Here is an 18061-nt window from a genome sequence, read left to right as displayed (position 1 = left end):
TTAAAACGGTCTGTTCATCATGTCCGGCGCGCCATTTAACCTGTTAAAACGTTCCCTGCCACCGGTTGGCATGTTGAGCTTACCGAAATTTTTCAATCTGTAAGTAAATGTAAGCATAAAATACTGGGTGAGCACCTGGCTCTGGCTGTCCACAATACTCAGTCCGTTCACCGTACGGCTTATTGCCCTGTTCTGCTTCAGCAGGTCAAAAACGGATGCCCTCAGTTCTCCCCGCTGGTTCTTCAGGAACTTCTTCCCGATACCGGCATTCCAGAGGATGTATCCTTTATCCAGGTCTCCTCCCAGGCCCCTGTTGAACTGGTAGTTCACTTCGTTCTGCAATACCCAGCCACTTTTGGTGAGCAGGTTTACAGCACCGGAGGCGGTATGGGTGGAATAATCACTGTTATTGCTTGGGTCGATGGTATTTTTGACCGTATTGAAATTACCGTTATACGATAATGTGAAATCAACATACTCGCTGATGTTGCTGGAGATCAGCACACCTGCGCTGTACGTATAGTTATGGGTGAAACCTCTCAACTGGTTGATCTGGCCCGGCGTACGCTGATAACTTACCCCTGTATTCAGGTTAAAGTTGGATTTGATGAATTTCAGCGGTACACCATACGTAAAGAAGGAACGTACACTCACAAAACCATCCATATTTTTTGCCTGCGTTAAGCGGCCACCGCGTTTCAGCGTATCAGTCCCTTGCAGCACTGAGTCTCCGCGGGATGGTGTGAACACGGCATTCGTCAGGTAATCGTTATTGGTTTGCAGGAATATATTGGCAAAGAAGTTATTGTTATTTACGGTGTTGGTATAGTTATACCGTGCAGCTACCATGTGGCCAAATTGCGGACGCAGTTTAGGATCACCCACGGAATAATTCAGCAGGCCGCTTTTGAAATAACCATCCTGTAATTGCTGAATGGAAGGCTGGTTCATAGAAGAACGGTAGAACACCCTGATCCTCGCATAATCCGTCAGTTTATACATCAGCATCGCATTGGGCAAAATGTTGGTAAAGCTTTGCGATTCGTTGCTGGCAAAAGGAAAGATCCTGTCGCTCGTCATCTCCGTATGCTGGTAGGATACACCTACAGACAACATCTTATCCCGGTTACCCAAACGGTAAGTGATACCGGCATTCTGCGTAACGGCGGTGTTCTCGAACATGTTGGACTGCGCAGAATCCAGGATGCTATAGTCTTTGGATCCCAGGAAGTCGTACTGATAAGCCCTTCTGTCTGAACTGTTCCTGCTGTAGGTAGGGTTATAGTTTATCTGTAATTGTCCGGATTTACCGATAGGCTCCGTATACGCGATGTTAGCATTATAAGATTGTCCGTCTGATAAAGGACTGATCTTTTGCCTCAGCGAATCATCCTTTCCTGAACCATCATAATAGTTAAGATCACTGTTCCTGTAGTTTGTTCCGGAACGGTCGTTGGTACTTAAGCCAAGGCTCAGGGAGATGGTCCTTCCTCTTTTCGCAAATGCGTGACGGTACATGATGTTTCCGTTCAGGTTGTACCCTGAATTGGAAGAACTGGAATTATTCATGTTATCCGCCAGCAGTTTGCCGAACTGGATGGTATTACCAAATGATTCCGAGTAAGAGTTATTGTTCTGGAAACTGATACCAGGTGTAAAGATGATAGAATTATTAGAGTCGATCCTGTATTCTATCCGCATATTGAAGCGGTGATTATAGTTGGAACTGTTGCTGTAAGAGGTATCCGTATCGATCTGTTTCTCACCCTGATCCAGCGTTTGTTCCTCACGGTTGATCTCGTTATTGCTGGTGTTGCTGTTATTGAAGAAATAACTGCCGTTGAAGGTTACTTTCTTACCGAAATTGTCATTGAAGTTTACACCAATAGAATTGGTTTTGTTCAGCCCCCTGTTGGTACCGGTGAGGAAGTTGGAACCACCTCCACCCCCGCCACCGCTGAAGCCGCCTCCGCCGCCACCACGGCCTCCGCTTCCACCACCTCTGCCACCACCTCCGCCGCCACGGCCACCGCCGCCGGCACCAGCGTTCTGCACACCTAACAGGTCTTGTGAAGAGAAGTTCTGCTGGTTGACGTTATTGGTCATACCAATGATAGAGATGCGCCTGTCCTGGTTGAAGAGGTTCACATTTCCACCGGCAGAATAGCGGCCCTCTGTACCATAACCGGCAAATATTTTTCCGAACTGGCCCTGGCGCATTTCTGCGCGGGTAACGATATTGATCGTTTTTTGAGAGTTACCGTCATCAAAACCGGTGAACTGTGCCTGATCGCTCATCCGGTCGAATACTTCTATCCGCTGAATGGCTTCTGCAGGCAGGTTCCTTAAGGCCAGTGTGGCATCTTCTCCAAAGAATTCCTTTCCATCCACCAATACTTTTCTTACATCTTCACCCTGTGCTTTTACATTACCATTCTCTACGGTAATGCCGGGCATCTTTTTTACGAGGTCCTCACCACTGGCATCCGGGTTGGTTTTATAAGCATCCGCATTGAATGCCAGGGTATCGCCTTTTTGCTGTGCAGGGGGTACCTGGCCTTTGATCACTACCTCTCTCAGTTCCCTGGTGGATTTGGGCATTTTAATAACACCCAGGTCCTGTGTTTCCGTTTGCAGCATGATAGCTCTTACGAGCTCTCCATAGCCGAGGAAACTAATGGTGAGGAGATAAGCCTGCGGTTTGAGGTCTGTGATCTCAAAAGCGCCGTTATTATCAGTAAATACTTGTTTTTTAAAGGTATTATCCGTTGGGGAAGTCAGCCTGATGGTGGCTTTTTTCAGTGTCGAACTATCCGCTTTATCTTTCAACACACCCTTCAGCACCAGATTCTGCGCAGAAGTAAGCTGAGCGCAGGTCAGTAAAAGCAATGTAAAGATCAGTGCATGCCGCATAGTATAAGTTATCTGTATGGTTGGACGATATATCCGGGGGAAACATTTGCGGCCTTGATAAAAATATTAAAAAAAGAGGATATCTCTGCTGAACGGGCGTTCCGCAGGGATATCCTCTTTATATTGGGCGGAGAGAGAGGGACCCTGCACCATGTAAGGGGCCAATTTTCTTCGGTTAAGCTTGCCCGTTATGATTTGGGTCAAATTCCACAATCCATTCAATACCATATTTGTCTCTGAACATTCCGGCGTATGTACCCCAGGGACTGTCACCAATGGGCCCTTCAACATCTCCACCTGCTGATAATCCGTTAAATATCTGGTCAGCCTCTTGCTTACTTTCGGCACCAACAACTATTTTAGACCTGTTTTCGTTTTCGTTCACCCGCCCCATAAATTCCGGAACATCATTGGCCAATAGCACATTGCCTTTACCGATAGGCAAAGCAATGGTCATGATCTTATCAGCCTCATTTTCCGGTACCGGAAATTCAGCACTTGATAAATCTTTAAAACGAACGATCTTAGTAAACTCGCCGCCAAAAACTGATCTGTAAAAAGTGAATGCTTCTTCGGCATTTCCGTTAAAGTTGATCCAGGGATTGATTGTTCTCATAACTTTATTTTTAGGTTTATAATTTCTGCGATAAAGTGGTTAACAGATCTTCCAGATTTTTTAAGGTCATGATGAAGCCCATTTTGAAGCCCTCCAATAATTTTTCCATTCGCTCAAACGATTCATTAAAAATGGTGATCCTCACTGTTGTTCTGCCATTTTGTTCACTGAAATTGTAATCCCATTCAGAACCCGGCAGTTCACGGTTTTCGTCTTTGTCAGCAAACGTGTTGTACATCTTAAAATTGGTTTTCGGGGTGATGGATGTAAATTCCTGCACCGCCCAACGCTCCTGCCCATCAGGGCTTATCATCGCGTAAAATCGCCGCCCGCCTACTTCAAAATTCATATATTTGGTCCTGGCGCGCATAGGTGCAGGCGCCCCCCATTGGTCCAGTAGTTCGGCTTTGGTAAAGGCATCCCATACTAAAGACTGCCCGGCATTAAATTCCCTGGTTATATAAACCGTTTTCGCGGTTTTGTCAACGTTAAAATCAAATAGCAGATCGTTGTTCATTATTTATTGATTAGTTAATTAATTATTTTTCTTTGGCATCAATGCTACTTCGTAGTCTTTTCTTTAATTGTTGTTAATAATTGGTCAAGTTGGTTAAACTGAGTTTCCCAATTTTGCCTGAATTGGGCCAGCCAATGGTCAAACTCCTGCATTTTTTTTGCATTAAAGTGATAATAAATCTCCCTGCCGCTCTGCTCAGGTTTAATCAATTCGCATTCGTGCAATACTTTAATATGTTTTGATACTGCCTGGCGGGTCATATCAAATTTTTCCGCCAATGCATTTGGTGTTAATGCCTGGATAGCGATTAACGTTAAAATAGCCCTGCGTGTCGGGTCTGATATAGCCTGGAATATATCTTGTTTCATTTCTTGATTATTATTTGCGCAACCCTCAGGTTGCAAATATATGTGCAACTTTTGAGTTGCGCAAATATATTTTTATCTTTTTACGGGAGTATAAAAGGCATAAAAAAAGCTCCTTACGGAGCCTGGGCGGAGGAAGAGGGATTCGACCCCCCGGATGGCTACTTATAAACCTTGCCATCTTTCATTACAAAAACCACCTCTTCTAAAACACTGATATCAGTTATGGGGTTTCCCTTCACTGCAATAATATCTGCAAATCGCCCGGCTTCAATAACGCCTATTGAACTGTTTCCTATTAAATCAGCAGGATGAAGGGTTGCGGCACGTAATACTTCAATATTGGACATTCCGGATGCCACATAAGTTTTATACATTGCGGCGCTGATCTGCCCCCGGGTCTTTCCCGGAAATTCATAATAGATATCCGAGCCTATTGCAATCCGCACACCCGCTTTTACAGCTCTTTTGATCCTTTCCTGGTATCTTGCAACTCCGGGTACATCTGTGGGAACCAAAAAAATATTCTTTTTGGCCATCAGGTTAAGCACTGTTTCGGAAACGGTATACGCGTGTTCAATGGAACTCACCCCTGCCTCCACTGCCGTCATAGAAGGGCCATCTCCATCAGTTGCATGAACGGCTACCGGCAGCTTAGCTCGTTTCGCTTCCTCTACAATAACTTTCATCTCCTCCAAAGATAACCTGCGGGAACCGGCATTGGCTATGACTTTTATACAATCGGCACCATCATATATAGCCTGGCGTACGGCCTTCCGGGCTTCTTCTGCGCCACTTATCTGAACATACTCCTGGCTTAATAACTGTTGTGCTGCTGGTGTCACTGACTGAAACTGTCCACCTACAGGAGAAAGTGCCCTGGTGGAAACAAACATACGTGGCCCGGTCACATCGTTGTTATTAATAGCGTCTCTTAATGCAATGTCTGCGTTAATGCTGGAATTGCCTAAATCACGCACAGCAGTAAAGCCAGCTTCCAGCATTTCACGTGCCAGCCTTGCACCTAATAATGCTCTTTTAGCAGGTCCGAGCTGGACCATTTCCAAAAGCCTGTTCGAATTGTCATCTCCATATCTTGTATAATACTGATGAAGCAAATGCGTATGAGCATCAATAAGTCCGGGCAAAAGTGTTACATCACCTAAAGCAAGAATTCGTACGCTGTCAGGAATTTTGAGATTAGAACCTACTCCTGTAATTTTATTTTTTTCTATTAATATAACTACATCAGGGATTTCCTTGCCGGCACGAACATCGATCATCCGCTTTGCGGTTACAGCAATCCTGTCTGTGTTTTTTTTATCCTGAGCATTTAATAAAAAAATAAATACTAAAATGAATGTAGTTGTTAAGGATATTGTCTTCACCGGTAGCTATTTAGCGTCCTTTACATAAGTGTTCAGCCATTGCGTTTGCTCCCAGAGCAGGTGCAGCAGGTTTTCCTTTGCGGAGTAACCATGACTTTCAAAAGGCAGTTGTACAAAACGTACGGTACCTCCATGCCCTTTCACCGCATTATATAACCTTTCGCTCTGGATAGGGAATGTACCGGGGTTGTTATCCATTTCCCCATGTATTAACAGCAAGGGTGTTTTGATCTTGTCTGCAAAGCTGAAAGGACTCATGTTAAAATAAACCTCGGGTGCCTGCCAGTAAGTACGTTCTTCTGCCTGGAAACCGAAGGGCGTTAAGGTACGGTTATAGGCACCACTCCGGGCAATGCCTGCCTTGAACAGTTTCGTGTGGGCGAGCAGGTTAGCCGTCATGAAAGCGCCGTAGCTATGACCGCCTACTGCTACCCTGTTGCTATCCCCTACCCCCATTTTAGCGAGGGCCTGTATAGCCGCATGTGCGTTGAGATAGAGCTGGGGAATGAAATTATCATTCGGTTCTTTATTTCCTTCTCCCACGATGGGCATTTCCGCATTGTCAAGAATGGCATATCCCTGTGTAACCCAGGGAATAGGGCCACCATACCCCACACGGGTGAACGTATACCTGGAACCCCTTACCTGTGCAGCATCTGCAGCGGATTTATACTCACGGGGATAAGCCCAGATCAGTACAGGCAGCGGGCCATCTTTCTTTGCATCGTATCCTTTGGGTAAATATAGATCGCCGGTAAGGTCTACGCCATCTGCTCTCTTGTAAGAGATCTTTTGTTTGGATACACCTTCCATGGCTTTATAAGGATTGGTGAAATCAGTGATAGGTGTACCGATCAGTGAACGTTTCTTCAGATCGCGGATATAATAGTTAGGTGCCTCCGTCTGGCTTTCCCGGGAAGTAAGCATGATGAGTTTTTCTGCGTCCAGTACATCCACCACTGTTTCATAGAAGGGTGCCTGGCAACGCCAGAGGATATTGCCTTTGCCCGTTTTGAGGTTATAGCTTTGCACAAAGGGCAGGTCTCCTTCAGGAGAAGAACCCTGTGAGCGCAACAGCAGCTCTCCGTTCTTTTGTACAAAAAGCACTGGTCTGTCGTATTGATTACGGATAGTTACAGGTGTACCTATCTCACTGTAAGCATCATTACTGCTTTTTTCAAAAAGGGAATCCAGTTTGCCGGTTTCGGAATTATAGATACTGATACGTTCTCTGCGATCGGCAAATAAAGATTCATATACCAGGGCGAGTTGTTTTGTGCCCCATACTACATTATCAAAACGGCGTTTGGTACGGAAGAGTTCTTTTGGTGTTGCTTCTGTAACAGCATCCACCGCCAGTACCGCATCGCGGAACTCCGCTTTTTTGCGGCCCAGTCCTTCATCCAGTGCTTTTACGTAAATGATGGTATGCGGCTCATCTGCCTTCCAGGAAAAATTACGCGGTGTGTTCTCTACATCATCGAAACCGATGGGTGCTCCTTCTGTGGAAGGGTTTTTAGCGAGTGATTTTACCGTATTTCCCTGCAGGTCTGTTACGGTAATGGTATGCGGAAAACCGAAAGCGGTAACGAGGTAAGAGAATGGTTTTTCCACCTGGCGCAGCAGCAGGTATTGTTTATCCGGTGATACGGAATAGGATTGCCAGATGCCTGGTTTACCTATGGGCTTTTCCGATTGCAGATCATTGATCACCAGTTGTGCATTGGTCATATAAGCAAACAATTGTTCGTCATATGGACTTTTGATCAGATCCTGGTAAGTGCGGGAAGCAGCGTTTTTACCTTTGCTTTCCTGCACAACAGGTCCTTTGGGGGCAGCAGGCGCGACAGGTAATGCGCCTGTTCCGGCAGGTACTGTTTTATACAGGAGGCGGTTGTTATCTATCCAGGTGAATGACTGGCCAAGGGCCGTGTTCAAAGGCGCCTGGTTCACTTTCCGGGCGGCTTTGGCAGCAATATCTATCACATAGAGGTCTATGCGGTCGTTGAGCGTGTTCGTAAATGCGGCGAGCTTACCGTCCGGGCTCCAGGTGACCTGAAAACCGCGGAACTCCTGTGGCAGGCCCGTGATGGGGAACAGCTCTTTGGTTTTGATGTTCTTAAGCTGGTAACCGGCATGATATACCACGCGGCTGGGGCCAAAGTTGCGGGGATTGAGGCGGAGGCCTGCAATACGCAATTCAGGCTGTGCAAGTTCTTCTACTGTTGGGTAGGAATTACGGTCTATGAGTAGCATCCACTCCCCTTTCTTGTCCACACTCACAGCAGGTAAAGGTTTTGCCAGCAGCAGCTCCTCTATTACAGCCGGAGGGCGCTGGTAGGTAACATTATCCTGGCCATAGGCAATAGTAGTGGCCAGCAGGCTTAGTGCAAATAGTGTTGTTCTCATCATGTAAAATTGGGTTTATCTAAAGCAGGTCTTCTTCTTTGATCAGGTTGTTCTTAAGGGCATACATCACCACGCCGGCGGTATTGCGCACATTCATCTTCTCCAGTATCCGGGTGCGGTAACCTTCTACAGTGCGTTTACTTAGAAAGATCTTATCTCCTATCTGCTGGGCGGTGTACTGCAGGCAGATCAGCTGAATGATCTCCTGCTCCCGTTCCGTAAAGGAGATCTGTTCTTTGTGTTTATAGGGATTGAACTTACTCTTGGCGATCATGCCGGCCAGTTTGGCTGAGGTGCTTTTGCAGTAATATACCCTGTCCTCATACACATTGGCAATAGCATCTAAGATCTCCTGTTTGTCTGCATTCTTGAGCAGGTATCCTTTAGCGCCGGCCTCCAGCATTTCAACGATCTGGTTCTCTTCATCGAACATAGAGAGTGCAATGATGCGGGCATCCGGTTGGAGGCGGATCATTTCCCTGGTGGCGGTGATACCATCCATGCGGGGCATCTTAATATCCGTCATCACCACATCCGGTTTCTCGCGGGCTACTACTTCCAGTAATTCCCGGCCATCTCCGGCCTGGCCTACGAGGGTAATATTTTCCTGGCGGGAAAGCATCAAAGCTAAACCGTCTAAAAAAATTTCGTGATCATCAGCCACTACAAGGCGGATATCGTAATTCATGGAGATTATTACTGGGGATTAGAAAAGGTGTGAACAAATATACAAAATTATCCCCGAGGTATCCTGAGATAATAATGGGTGCCCTCGCCGGGCACAGAGTGGATGCTTACAGAGCCGCGCATGATGTCCATACGGATCTCCATACTTTTCAGGCCCAGGCCGCGGGAATTCTGTTTGGCCTTTTCTACATTGAAGCCTTTACCGTTATCATGAACAAGGATCAGGAGTTCCTTTTCATCTTCACTGAAGCCTATCTCCAGTTTGGTGGCGCCTGCATGTTTGAGGGTGTTGTGAATGATCTCCTGGATCACGCGGAAGATATGAATATCCTTTTCAGGATCGGGGGTGATAGCATTTACGGCATAAACGTGTACTTCCAGCAGATCGTTATGCCCTATGTGGTTGGTGAATTCCGTGATGGCTTCAATAAGTCCTCTTCTTTCGAGGGTGTTGGGAAGCAGGTCGTACGAGATCTGGCGCATGCTGGTAATGATTTCATCTATATACTTACCGGATTTGGCAATGATCTGTTTATCGCGCGGGTCTGTGACTTCAATGCTCGTCATGTTCAGTTTAACGGTAGAGAGCAATGGACCCAGGCTGTCGTGCAGGTCTGTGGCAATGCGTTTGCGTTCATTTTCCAATGATTTGATCTCTGCGGTGATGCGTTCCCGTTGCAGGCGCACATAACGCCGGTGATACCGGATAATGGAGCCGATAAAGAAAGTGATGATCACTGCCAGCAGTGAAGATAATAGTGCGGTTATATCATATATCCTATCTTCCATGGGGTGCAACACTTACGCTTTGAAACGCTTGGAAAAGTAATAGTCGTCCCTTACGGGGATAAACCAGACGGCTATTGCATAGACAATATTAACGAAAGCATTGATAAAAGCGAAGAGGTTGAAGATATTCCTGGATACTCTTGAATTATCCGGGTCTATTAACTGGAAACCTTCCGTGATCACACTGTATACGCCAATGATGATAAGGCCTATACAGATCAGGAACTTAGCATTCCTGAAAAGGTTACCACCGAAGGCGGCGATCAGTGAATTGATCTCATTAATAGATAAAAGCACGGTTACCAGCGAATATAATATTACAAAGTAGGAGGAGAAGCCATCTGCCAGAAGGCCCATATAGAGGTTTTCAAACGCCCATACCATACAATAAACAATAGCAAGGAAGATCATTAACCTGGGGCGTTTCTTAAGAAAGCCCCAGGTGTAAAAAAGATAGAGGATCACACCAGCTTCCAGCAAGGTGTAGATATTGCTGGTGATGGTATTACTTTTAGTTAACCTGATACTTACTTCACTCACCACTTCTGCGGTTAATGCCAGTAAAAGGAATAGTAAGAAGGGCTGATAACTGGCACGTATACGGTGCATGCGTATCAGCCCCAATATCATTGGGAATATGATGGTAAAACTAAGTAACTGGATAACAGTATTGGACATTGATCCGGATTATTAAGGTACGAGGGGGCTTCCAATATCGCATGAATGGGGGCAGCGGTGACCGCGTTCAACGGCTTCTTCATCTTCCAATTCCAATTCAGGGTCCTGCGCATAGGCTGTACTCACACCTGGGATCCAGAAATTGTTCTGTGCAAATAGTTTACCACGGAGGTCTTTGCCCTGCCCATCAACAGGCACTAACACAAACACCACTTCTCTTTCCCTGTTCAGGCCGAGGTAAACACGAATGCCATCTGTTCCCTTTTTGTTGAGTAATGCCCCGATAGCGTCTTTATTGAATAATTCACAAACAGGCAGTTTAAAGCGGGTGGAGAGGTAAGAAGAATCTCTCAGTTGCCCCTGCAGCTCGTCTTTGGCGCTGTCGAATGCATGGGTATAGGCCCTGGCATCTTTCATGGTGATAATATGTTCTTTAGCTCTCTCTCTGTCCACAGGAATACCTCCGCCGCGGCCGAATTCCCTGTAAATGAGCAATATCAGTAATAAGAGGATAATAATCCAGGGCACTGATTGTGATCTTTTCATAACCATTGTGTTTTTTATGTGAGTAAATGCAAGGTAATACAGCCATTAGATGTTCAGGCAAGTAGAACTTCCCGAAAAAAAGGGTATAAATACTTATTTGAATTTGGGAACCTTTGGGTGGGTGAACTGGATGACGATATACGGCTACAATTTATGAAATTTCCTTAACTTGTACATTCACAAAGCCTTAGCCATGAAAAAGGTAGATGATTACATTGCTAAATCGGCCCCTTTTGCACAGCCCATCCTTGAACATTTACGGGAATTAGTCTATAAAGCCTGTCCGCATGCGGAGGAGGCCATTAAATGGGGCATGCCTATTTTTGAGACCTACGGTATCAATCTGTGCAGCATGGCTGCCTTTAAGCAGCACTGTGCTTTTGGTTTCTGGAAGGTGTCCCTGCTGGAGGATAAACAGGGGATCCTGCAGGGAGAAAATTCGATGGGCAGTTTGGGCCGGATCACTTCGCTTAAAGAACTGCCTTCTGACAAGGTGCTGATCTCTTACCTGCGGGAGGCGGATGCATTGAACAGAGATAATATTAAAGTGCCTAAGGCTTCTCCTAAGGAGAAAAAGGAACTGGTAACACCTAAGGAACTGGCCGCTGCATTAAAGAAAAATAAGGCAGCTACGAAGGTGTTTAATGCTTTTAGTTATTCCTGCAAGAAGGAATACATTGAGTGGATAGATGAGGCTAAAACGGAGGCTACGAAGCTTAAACGGGTGGCTACTGCGGTGGAGTGGATTGCTGAGGGGAAGGAGAGACACTGGAAGTATAAGAAGTGAGGCTTTAAATCTTTAAATAAAAAATCCCGGCAACGCATGTTACCGGGACTCCTGTATGAAAAATATTCTAAACGGTTCTTCCCATCAAAGGATCACTGAACGCCGACTTCCCCGTTTCAACATGCCCTGCATATCTCCTGGCAAATCCTTTCGCACCCTGTACCGTAATCAACAGATCATACCAACCAAAGCTGGTACCCAGCGTCAAAGGCACTGAGGCTTTCTTTCCTGCTGCTACTTTCACTTCGCGGGGTTTACCTTTATAAGACACATCTTTGATCTCTATTGTATAGGTTTCTTTACCATGATTAATAAAGTTCAATACTGCATTATCCATCGTTACATCCAGGCGCGGGTCATTTTCGTCTCCTTTTATTTCCCTGTAGAAACCATTCGGGCCATATACATTCAGCGCATAAGCAGCTGCATCCCATTCATCCGTTAAAGCATCGCCTGCTTTTACGGCGTAATTGCGAATACCTTTCCCGTAGACCGTAAATGGTGCACCTGCTGCCTGTTTACCGAAAAGCGTATTATCTGCTTTCAATCGCAGCACTACTTTTTTACGATCCGCACTTAGTTTGGCATCTGCAGATAACTGGTAAGGAATAGCGCAGGAAGGCCTGATACCCGGCTCCTGTTGCGGCATGATGGCAGACAGCGGGCCTGCTATTTCCTGCGGTGAAAGGAGTTTAAAGTTAGCAGGTGGTGCTTTGAACTTAGCTTTGTGTACACTTTCAATGAAGGCCTCTTTATTCAATGCAGCAGGGCTTTCTATCTTCTCTCCGTTATAAGGCCTGAACACAGAAGTAAGGTCTCCGCATACCGTGCGCCGCCATGCGGTGATGTTATCCGTTGCAATCTTCTTTTTCAGTTTGTGCGACAGGAAGTTTTCGAGGAACTGCACATCAGAAGTATGATCAAATACCTGCGAGTTCACAAATCCTCCGCGGCTCCAGGGAGAAGCTACTACCAATGGTACGCGGTAACCTAAACCGATCGCGCTTTCTCTTGCACCTCTTTTTTCCTGTGCAGCCAGTGTCACATACTCCACTGAAGGATCAATGCCTTCTGACACCTTACCTGCATCTGCTTTACCAGGCGTTGGTGGCACAAAGGGCGGTACGTGATCAAAGTAACCATCGTTTTCATCATAAGTGAGGATGAAGATGGTTTTCTTCCATACCTCCGGATTCTGCGTGAGGATGTCCATCACTTCAGAGAGGTACCAGGCACCATACCAGGGAGCGCCCGGATGGTCTGAGAAATTCTCCGGTGCTACAATCCAGGATACAGCAGGGAGTTCGCCTTTCTTTACGTCTTCACGGAACTGGTGCAGGATATCTCCTTTGGGTAATTGCACTTCCCGTTCTGTACTGCCATCGTTATATTTCAATGTGCTCAGGGAATGATAATCAGGATCATTCCTGTTAGTGGTGAATGCTCTTTTGTGCAGGTTCTGCTCTTTCTGCGGCAGGGTATTGAAAGGTTTTTGTGTTACCTTCTCAATTACCTTCTTTGCATATTCGAGGTATGTTTTTTTGCGTTTGAGCACTGCTTCATCTTTTTCAGCAGCGATCTCTGCAGGTAATGTTGTCAGTAATTTCTTCAGGTATTGAATGTGCGGTTCATAGTATTCCACATGATATTGGGAGAACCATTCAATGGAGTTATCTGTGAAGTTGGCCAGCCAGGCATCTTCTTCTCCTTCAAAACCAACGCCTACGCTGATCTCGTTCTGGTAGATCTTCCAGGAAACATTATTTTCTTCCAGCACTTCCGGGAATGTTTTCCAGCTGGCTTCTTTACCATAATCCACATCTGAATTGTATACGTTCGCTTTTGCATCAGCGCTCATTTCATGACGGATGGTGCCCGTCCAGAAGTACAGCCGGTTGGGGGTAGTACCGGTTAAGGAAGAGCAGAAATGCTGGTCGCATACGGTGAAGGCATCTGCGAGTGCGTAGTAAAAGGGAATGTCTTCCCTGTTATAATAGCCCATGGTAAGGGGCATGTGTTTGTATTCTTTATGACCGGAGCTTTTCACATCCAGCCATCTGTTGTATTTACCATCATTGCGTGCATCTACCTGGTCTGCCCAGGAGTGCGGCAGCGAACTCATCCAGGTAGCTTTGGTATCAAAGATGTTCAGGCGGAAGGGGGCGTATGTTTCCCCTGCGCTGTTGCTTTGCAGGAATACGGGATGGCCATTTTCCAGCTTAATGGCCCTTGGATCATTGAAACCTCTTACACCTTTCAGGGTACCGAAGCAATGATCAAAAGAACGGTTCTCCTGCATGAGGAACACTACATGTTCTGCATCCAGGTAACTGCTGCCCGGGGCGGGATTGATGGCCAGTGCCCTTTGTATGGTTTCGGGCAGGATGTTGGCTAATCCGCCTGCGCCTGACAACAGGGCTGCTTTGCGTAAAAATTCTCGTCTCGTATCCATAAAGCCAAAATAGCAATATTTCCTGAATGGGTAGGGGCGATAAGATTAAATCCTGATTAAAAGAAGAAGGGCTGACATTTACCTGCCAGCCCTTCTTCTTTTTAATCTTCTAACCCGAGATACACTTTTACCGCGGCATAATCGGACCAGTTTACCTGGGCAGCCGATCTCCCCAGCACATTGCCTGGCACAATCATGTAACGGTATTGTTGGTACTTCTTACCATTGGCAGATACAGTACCCACGTCCGCATTGGAATACAACTGAATCTTCTGCGTGTAAGCCATCACCTGGATGTAAAGACCAGATGGAGCAGAATAAGGCAAAGGATAAATTTCAGGATCACTTGCATCGCTGGAGTTGATGTATACTTTTACATCTGCATTGCTCAACAGCGCCAGGGTGAGTTTAGGTACGTCAATAGTGGCATAGAAGCCCACCGTATCAATACCACCGCCTGCAAGGTGGATGGTATCGGCCTTAAACGGCACATCCATCCATGCGGAATAGATCACAGAGCCGGAGCCGGTATCACCTTTAGGGCCGGCAGGGCCTTCGGGACCAGCAGGACCAGTAGCACCTTCTTTACCACAGGATACCATGAACATAACGAAAAAAAGTCCTGACAGCAGGACTAACGGGGAAATAAGATTGTGTCTTTTCATATTTAAGCTAATGTTAACGGCATGAAAGGGTTAAGGATTCACACCTGGGTCTGATTTAAGGGGGCTAAAGTACAAATTCCTTCTCAAAAAGAAAGAGGCTGCCTCCATTACTTTGAAACAGCCTCTTGCCCGGTATTTATTTTGCATTACAACCGACATCCGCAGGATGCAGGATCCTGGCAGTGACAGGTTGTACAGATACTTCATCTGCACCCAGGTCAAGCGCTCCTTTGCGCTCCTGGCCATCCATATCTGCGGTAATACCGGCGTATCCTTCTTTTACCACATCAATGGCCGGACTGCCTTTCTGCAGGTGACCATCCTTGGTAAGCTTAGGATCAAAGGATGTATAACCGGAGTCCGGCATTTGCCCTGCACCTTTGGTATTAAAGATCACATTCCATTTAAAGACTGGATTCACATAGAGCGGGCCTTGTATGCTCATGGCTTCTCCCCCGCCCTGGATAATGTTATAGGCAATAGTGATAAAAGTTGAACCGATACCATTCTTCCGTTCTGTACGGGTAATATTATCCTCGTTATTCAACAGCGTATTGAAAGCGATCACTACGCGATCAGGACGGTCGTGGCTGGTTAAAGGCGCACCATCTGCTACTTCCGCACCACCATTCCCTACATTGATAGCAGGTTTGCAGTTTTCAAAGTAATTGCTGTAAATGATATGATCATCTCCAAAAATGCGGAGACCGGGTGTGTTGTAGAAATAGTTACCATACACCTTGCAGAAGTTACCATGCCTTAGCGTGAACTGTGCTTTACAATCCCTTATGGTATTGTAACGAATAGTTACGGCAGAAGATTTAACAGAGAGTAATTCGTTTTCCCCTGCGCAATTCTCAAAGAGGTTGTATTCAAAGATACTGTTGCTGGAAGAAAGGCTGTAGCCGCTCAGGCCGAATTGCACGGCTTCAGCCCCGTTACCTTTTTGCGGCGAGAAGTTGTGAAAATAATTGTGGTGGATCCAGAGCCTTTCTGCGATCTGTTTACCGGTTCCTCTTACACCGATGAACTTTCCAAGTGAGTTTTTATCCTGGAAGGTGTTGTAATCTACGGTATGATCATTACCAATAACGGTGAGGTAATTTCCTTCTCCTGTGTTGATGAAGGTATTGCGCGTCCAGCGGCAGAAAGTTGTACCGCCTTCCATCACCGCTTTGTTAGCGGCATGCGTGAATTTAAATCCGCTGATCACGATGTAGGAAGAAGGGCTCATTATTTTAAAACCACCTGCACCGGTGATCTCTGCCTTTTCCGTAGTGATGGTAATGGGCTGGGCGGCTGTACCATTCCTTTGAATGCTAATGTCTTCCGTGGTGGTGTAAACACCATTGGCCAGTGTGATCACATCTCCGGGGGCAGCGCTGTTAATGGCGGTCTGTAATTCAGCGATGGATCTGACAAGTACTTTTTTGGCTGAGAGGGTGCCTGCAGCCAGCAGGAAAGTGAAGAGCATAAGCGCTCTTTTTGCACAGTGTATTGGCAAGCTAGTAATCATTGTGGAACCTTTTATTACCGCATAATTACAAACTTTAAATGATAAAGGAGTGGTTAATTCACCACTCCTTTTATTTTACCTTTTATGCATGATATTTTACCAGAACACCGTATACAGGGCAGTGAGGATACCACAGATGATCACGGAGCCTACTACGAAACCAGGGGATACCCGGAACATGGAAGTATCAATCTCAATTTCCTCACCGGTTGGTGTTGCTTTGGGTTTAGATAAACTGATCACGATCATGATAGCCACGATAAGCACGAAAGTGATCGTCATCCTGTCCAGGAAAGGATAATCCGGGAAAGCGCCGTTCGTCCATACCGGTAAGAATTTCAGGATGGTGGAAATTGGAATGGTGAGCAGTGTACCGGTAAGTGCTGCTGCTGCCGTAGTGCGTTTCCAGAAGAAACCCATCAGGAAGATTGCCAGCACACCAGGAGAGATAAAGCCCACATATTCCTGGATGAACTGGTACGCCTGGTCCAGCGATTTCAGGGCAGGTGTTACCAATGCCGCGAGTAACATGGCAATGACCACGGCCCATTTTCCTACGATCACCAATTGTTTTTCTGTAGCATTCTTGTTGAAGAACTTCTTATAGATATCCAGTGAAAAGATAGTGGAGATACTATTGGCTTTACCTGCCAGCGAAGCTACGATAGCCGCTGTGAGCGCTGCGAATGCCACGCCTTTGAGACCGGCCGGTAATAAGTTCATCAAGGTAGGATATGCCTGATCCGGTTTTAACACACCGGCCGCATTCTTCATTTCTTCCTGGAACATGCCATTCTTATGCAACACATACATCACGATACCCGGTAATACGGCGATCACCGGCACCAGTAATTTCAGGAAGGCAGCAAACAGTATTCCTTTCCTGGCGGTTTTAAGATCAGCGCCCAGTGCACGTTGCGTGATGTACTGGTTACATCCCCAATAGGCCAGGTTATTGATCCACATCCCTCCTATCAGTACAGACAGACCGGGAAGGTCTTTATAGTAAGCATTCGACTTATCAAAGATCATATGAAAATGAGTAGGCGCTTCCTTGCGAAGAACACCCAGTCCTTTCCAGATATCACCATCATACCCGAACTTATCTGCCAGCAGGGATAATGCGAGGTAAGTAGTGATCAATCCACCCACGATCAATACCAGCACCTGCACTACATCCGTATACCCGATCACTTTCATACCACCCAGCGTTACCACCAATGCAAAGATGCACAAGCCTGCAATACACCATTCAAAACTGATGGGTGTAATAGAAGTGATGGCCAGCGCGCCGAGGTAGATAATGGAAGTAAGGTTTACAAACACATATACCAGCAACCAGAACACGGCCATGATGGTACTCACTTTATCGTTGTACCGCCTGGACAGGAATTGCGGCATGGTGTAGATCTTGTTCTTCAGGTACAGCGGGATGAAGAACACGGCTACAATGATCAAAGTGGCAGCAGCCATCCATTCATACGTAGAGATAGCCAGGCCCAGCGCAAAACCGGAACCGGACATACCGATAAAATGTTCCGCAGAGATATTGGATGCGATCAATGATGCACCGATCGCCCACCAGGTAAGCGAACCTTCTGCCAGGAAAAACTCCTTTGCGCTGGTAGAAGTTGCTTTCTTACGATGATAGATATAATAACCATAACCGGCTATGGCAACAAAATAGATGAAGAATACAATGTAGTCAGCAAGCTGCAGTTTATTCATGTGGT

Annotated in this window: 15 protein-coding genes; 1 reads left to right on the top strand and 14 read right to left on the bottom strand. The window is 46.2% G+C overall.

The genetic code is table 11. From position 1 onward, the window contains the following. The 10 genes from AAHN97_RS06135 to AAHN97_RS06090 form a co-directional block, all read right to left on the bottom strand. Complete coding sequence (locus AAHN97_RS06135) at nt 1–2913, bottom strand: outer membrane beta-barrel protein (protein WP_343306675.1); 2913 nt, start codon at nt 2911–2913, stop codon at nt 1–3. Between the two features lie 175 nt (nt 2914–3088). Next, complete coding sequence (locus AAHN97_RS06130) at nt 3089–3529, bottom strand: VOC family protein (protein WP_343306674.1); 441 nt, start codon at nt 3527–3529, stop codon at nt 3089–3091. A gap of 16 nt (nt 3530–3545) precedes the next feature. Continuing rightward, the gene (locus AAHN97_RS06125) at nt 3546–4046 is read right to left on the bottom strand and encodes an SRPBCC family protein (RefSeq protein ID WP_343306673.1); all 501 of its coding nucleotides are present in this window, start codon (nt 4044–4046) and stop codon (nt 3546–3548) included. 44 nt (nt 4047–4090) lie between these two features. Next, complete coding sequence (locus AAHN97_RS06120; protein ID WP_343306672.1) at nt 4091–4414, bottom strand: ArsR/SmtB family transcription factor; 324 nt, start codon at nt 4412–4414, stop codon at nt 4091–4093. Between the two features lie 158 nt (nt 4415–4572). Next, entirely contained in the window at nt 4573–5799 is a 1227-nt protein-coding gene (locus AAHN97_RS06115) for an amidohydrolase family protein (RefSeq protein WP_343306671.1), read from the bottom strand. Between the two features lie 6 nt (nt 5800–5805). Beyond that, nucleotides 5806–8211 (bottom strand): alpha/beta hydrolase family protein, encoded by a 2406-nt coding sequence (locus tag AAHN97_RS06110; protein WP_343306670.1) that lies wholly within the window; start codon nt 8209–8211, stop codon nt 5806–5808. 16 nt (nt 8212–8227) lie between these two features. Next, nucleotides 8228–8896 carry a response regulator transcription factor gene (locus AAHN97_RS06105; protein WP_074239251.1) on the bottom strand — a complete coding sequence of 223 codons (669 nt, stop codon included), beginning with the start codon at nt 8894–8896 and terminating at the stop codon, nt 8228–8230. 47 nt (nt 8897–8943) lie between these two features. Next, nucleotides 8944–9684, bottom strand: coding sequence for a sensor histidine kinase (locus AAHN97_RS06100; protein ID WP_343306669.1), 741 nt, complete (start codon nt 9682–9684; stop codon nt 8944–8946). Nucleotides 9685–9696: 12 nt separating this feature from the next. Continuing rightward, nucleotides 9697–10362, bottom strand: coding sequence for a hypothetical protein (locus AAHN97_RS06095; RefSeq protein ID WP_343306668.1), 666 nt, complete (start codon nt 10360–10362; stop codon nt 9697–9699). Between the two features lie 12 nt (nt 10363–10374). Then, nucleotides 10375–10908, bottom strand: a complete 534-nt coding sequence (locus AAHN97_RS06090) for a hypothetical protein (protein ID WP_343306667.1) — start codon at nt 10906–10908, stop codon at nt 10375–10377. 193 nt (nt 10909–11101) lie between these two features. Here AAHN97_RS06090 and AAHN97_RS06085 point away from each other — a divergent pair, with 193 nt between their 5' ends. Beyond that, nucleotides 11102–11695 (top strand): YdeI/OmpD-associated family protein, encoded by a 594-nt coding sequence (locus AAHN97_RS06085; protein WP_343306666.1) that lies wholly within the window; start codon nt 11102–11104, stop codon nt 11693–11695. Between the two features lie 67 nt (nt 11696–11762). Here AAHN97_RS06085 and AAHN97_RS06080 read toward each other — a convergent pair whose 3' ends face one another. From AAHN97_RS06080 to AAHN97_RS06065, 4 genes are all read right to left on the bottom strand, one after another. Further along, nucleotides 11763–14147 (bottom strand): phosphocholine-specific phospholipase C, encoded by a 2385-nt coding sequence (locus tag AAHN97_RS06080; RefSeq protein WP_343306665.1) that lies wholly within the window; start codon nt 14145–14147, stop codon nt 11763–11765. A 101-nt stretch (nt 14148–14248) separates the two neighbouring features. Next, entirely contained in the window at nt 14249–14812 is a 564-nt protein-coding gene (locus AAHN97_RS06075) for a hypothetical protein (RefSeq protein ID WP_343306664.1), read from the bottom strand. A gap of 136 nt (nt 14813–14948) precedes the next feature. Then, entirely contained in the window at nt 14949–16286 is a 1338-nt protein-coding gene (locus tag AAHN97_RS06070) for a polysaccharide lyase 6 family protein (RefSeq protein ID WP_343306663.1), read from the bottom strand. 138 nt (nt 16287–16424) lie between these two features. Then, entirely contained in the window at nt 16425–18056 is a 1632-nt protein-coding gene (locus AAHN97_RS06065; protein WP_343306662.1) for a sodium/sugar symporter, read from the bottom strand. Nucleotides 18057–18061: the final 5 nt, after the last annotated feature.

The sequence above is a fragment of the Chitinophaga niabensis genome (assembly GCF_039545795.1).
Classification (GTDB): Bacteria; Bacteroidota; Bacteroidia; order Chitinophagales; family Chitinophagaceae; genus Chitinophaga; species Chitinophaga niabensis_B.
This window is presented reverse-complemented; position numbering and strand designations above follow the sequence as displayed.

Excerpts from the sequence above, each read along its gene's own strand:
- AAHN97_RS06080 (WP_343306665.1), bottom strand. The coding sequence starts at position 14,147 with ATGGATACGAGACGAGAATTTTTACGCAAAGCAGCCCTGTTGTCAGGC.
- AAHN97_RS06085 (WP_343306666.1), top strand. The coding sequence starts at position 11,102 with ATGAAAAAGGTAGATGATTACATTGCTAAATCGGCCCCTTTTGCACAG.
- AAHN97_RS06110 (WP_343306670.1), bottom strand. The coding sequence starts at position 8,211 with ATGATGAGAACAACACTATTTGCACTAAGCCTGCTGGCCACTACTATT.
- AAHN97_RS06130 (WP_343306674.1), bottom strand. The coding sequence starts at position 3,529 with ATGAGAACAATCAATCCCTGGATCAACTTTAACGGAAATGCCGAAGAA.
- AAHN97_RS06065 (WP_343306662.1), bottom strand. The coding sequence starts at position 18,056 with ATGAATAAACTGCAGCTTGCTGACTACATTGTATTCTTCATCTATTTT.
- AAHN97_RS06120 (WP_343306672.1), bottom strand. The coding sequence starts at position 4,414 with ATGAAACAAGATATATTCCAGGCTATATCAGACCCGACACGCAGGGCT.
- AAHN97_RS06125 (WP_343306673.1), bottom strand. The coding sequence starts at position 4,046 with ATGAACAACGATCTGCTATTTGATTTTAACGTTGACAAAACCGCGAAA.
- AAHN97_RS06095 (WP_343306668.1), bottom strand. The coding sequence starts at position 10,362 with ATGTCCAATACTGTTATCCAGTTACTTAGTTTTACCATCATATTCCCA.
- AAHN97_RS06100 (WP_343306669.1), bottom strand. The coding sequence starts at position 9,684 with ATGGAAGATAGGATATATGATATAACCGCACTATTATCTTCACTGCTG.
- AAHN97_RS06090 (WP_343306667.1), bottom strand. The coding sequence starts at position 10,908 with ATGAAAAGATCACAATCAGTGCCCTGGATTATTATCCTCTTATTACTG.
- AAHN97_RS06135 (WP_343306675.1), bottom strand. The coding sequence starts at position 2,913 with ATGCGGCATGCACTGATCTTTACATTGCTTTTACTGACCTGCGCTCAG.
- AAHN97_RS06070 (WP_343306663.1), bottom strand. The coding sequence starts at position 16,286 with ATGCTCTTCACTTTCCTGCTGGCTGCAGGCACCCTCTCAGCCAAAAAA.
- AAHN97_RS06105 (WP_074239251.1), bottom strand. The coding sequence starts at position 8,896 with ATGAATTACGATATCCGCCTTGTAGTGGCTGATGATCACGAAATTTTT.
- AAHN97_RS06075 (WP_343306664.1), bottom strand. The coding sequence starts at position 14,812 with ATGAAAAGACACAATCTTATTTCCCCGTTAGTCCTGCTGTCAGGACTT.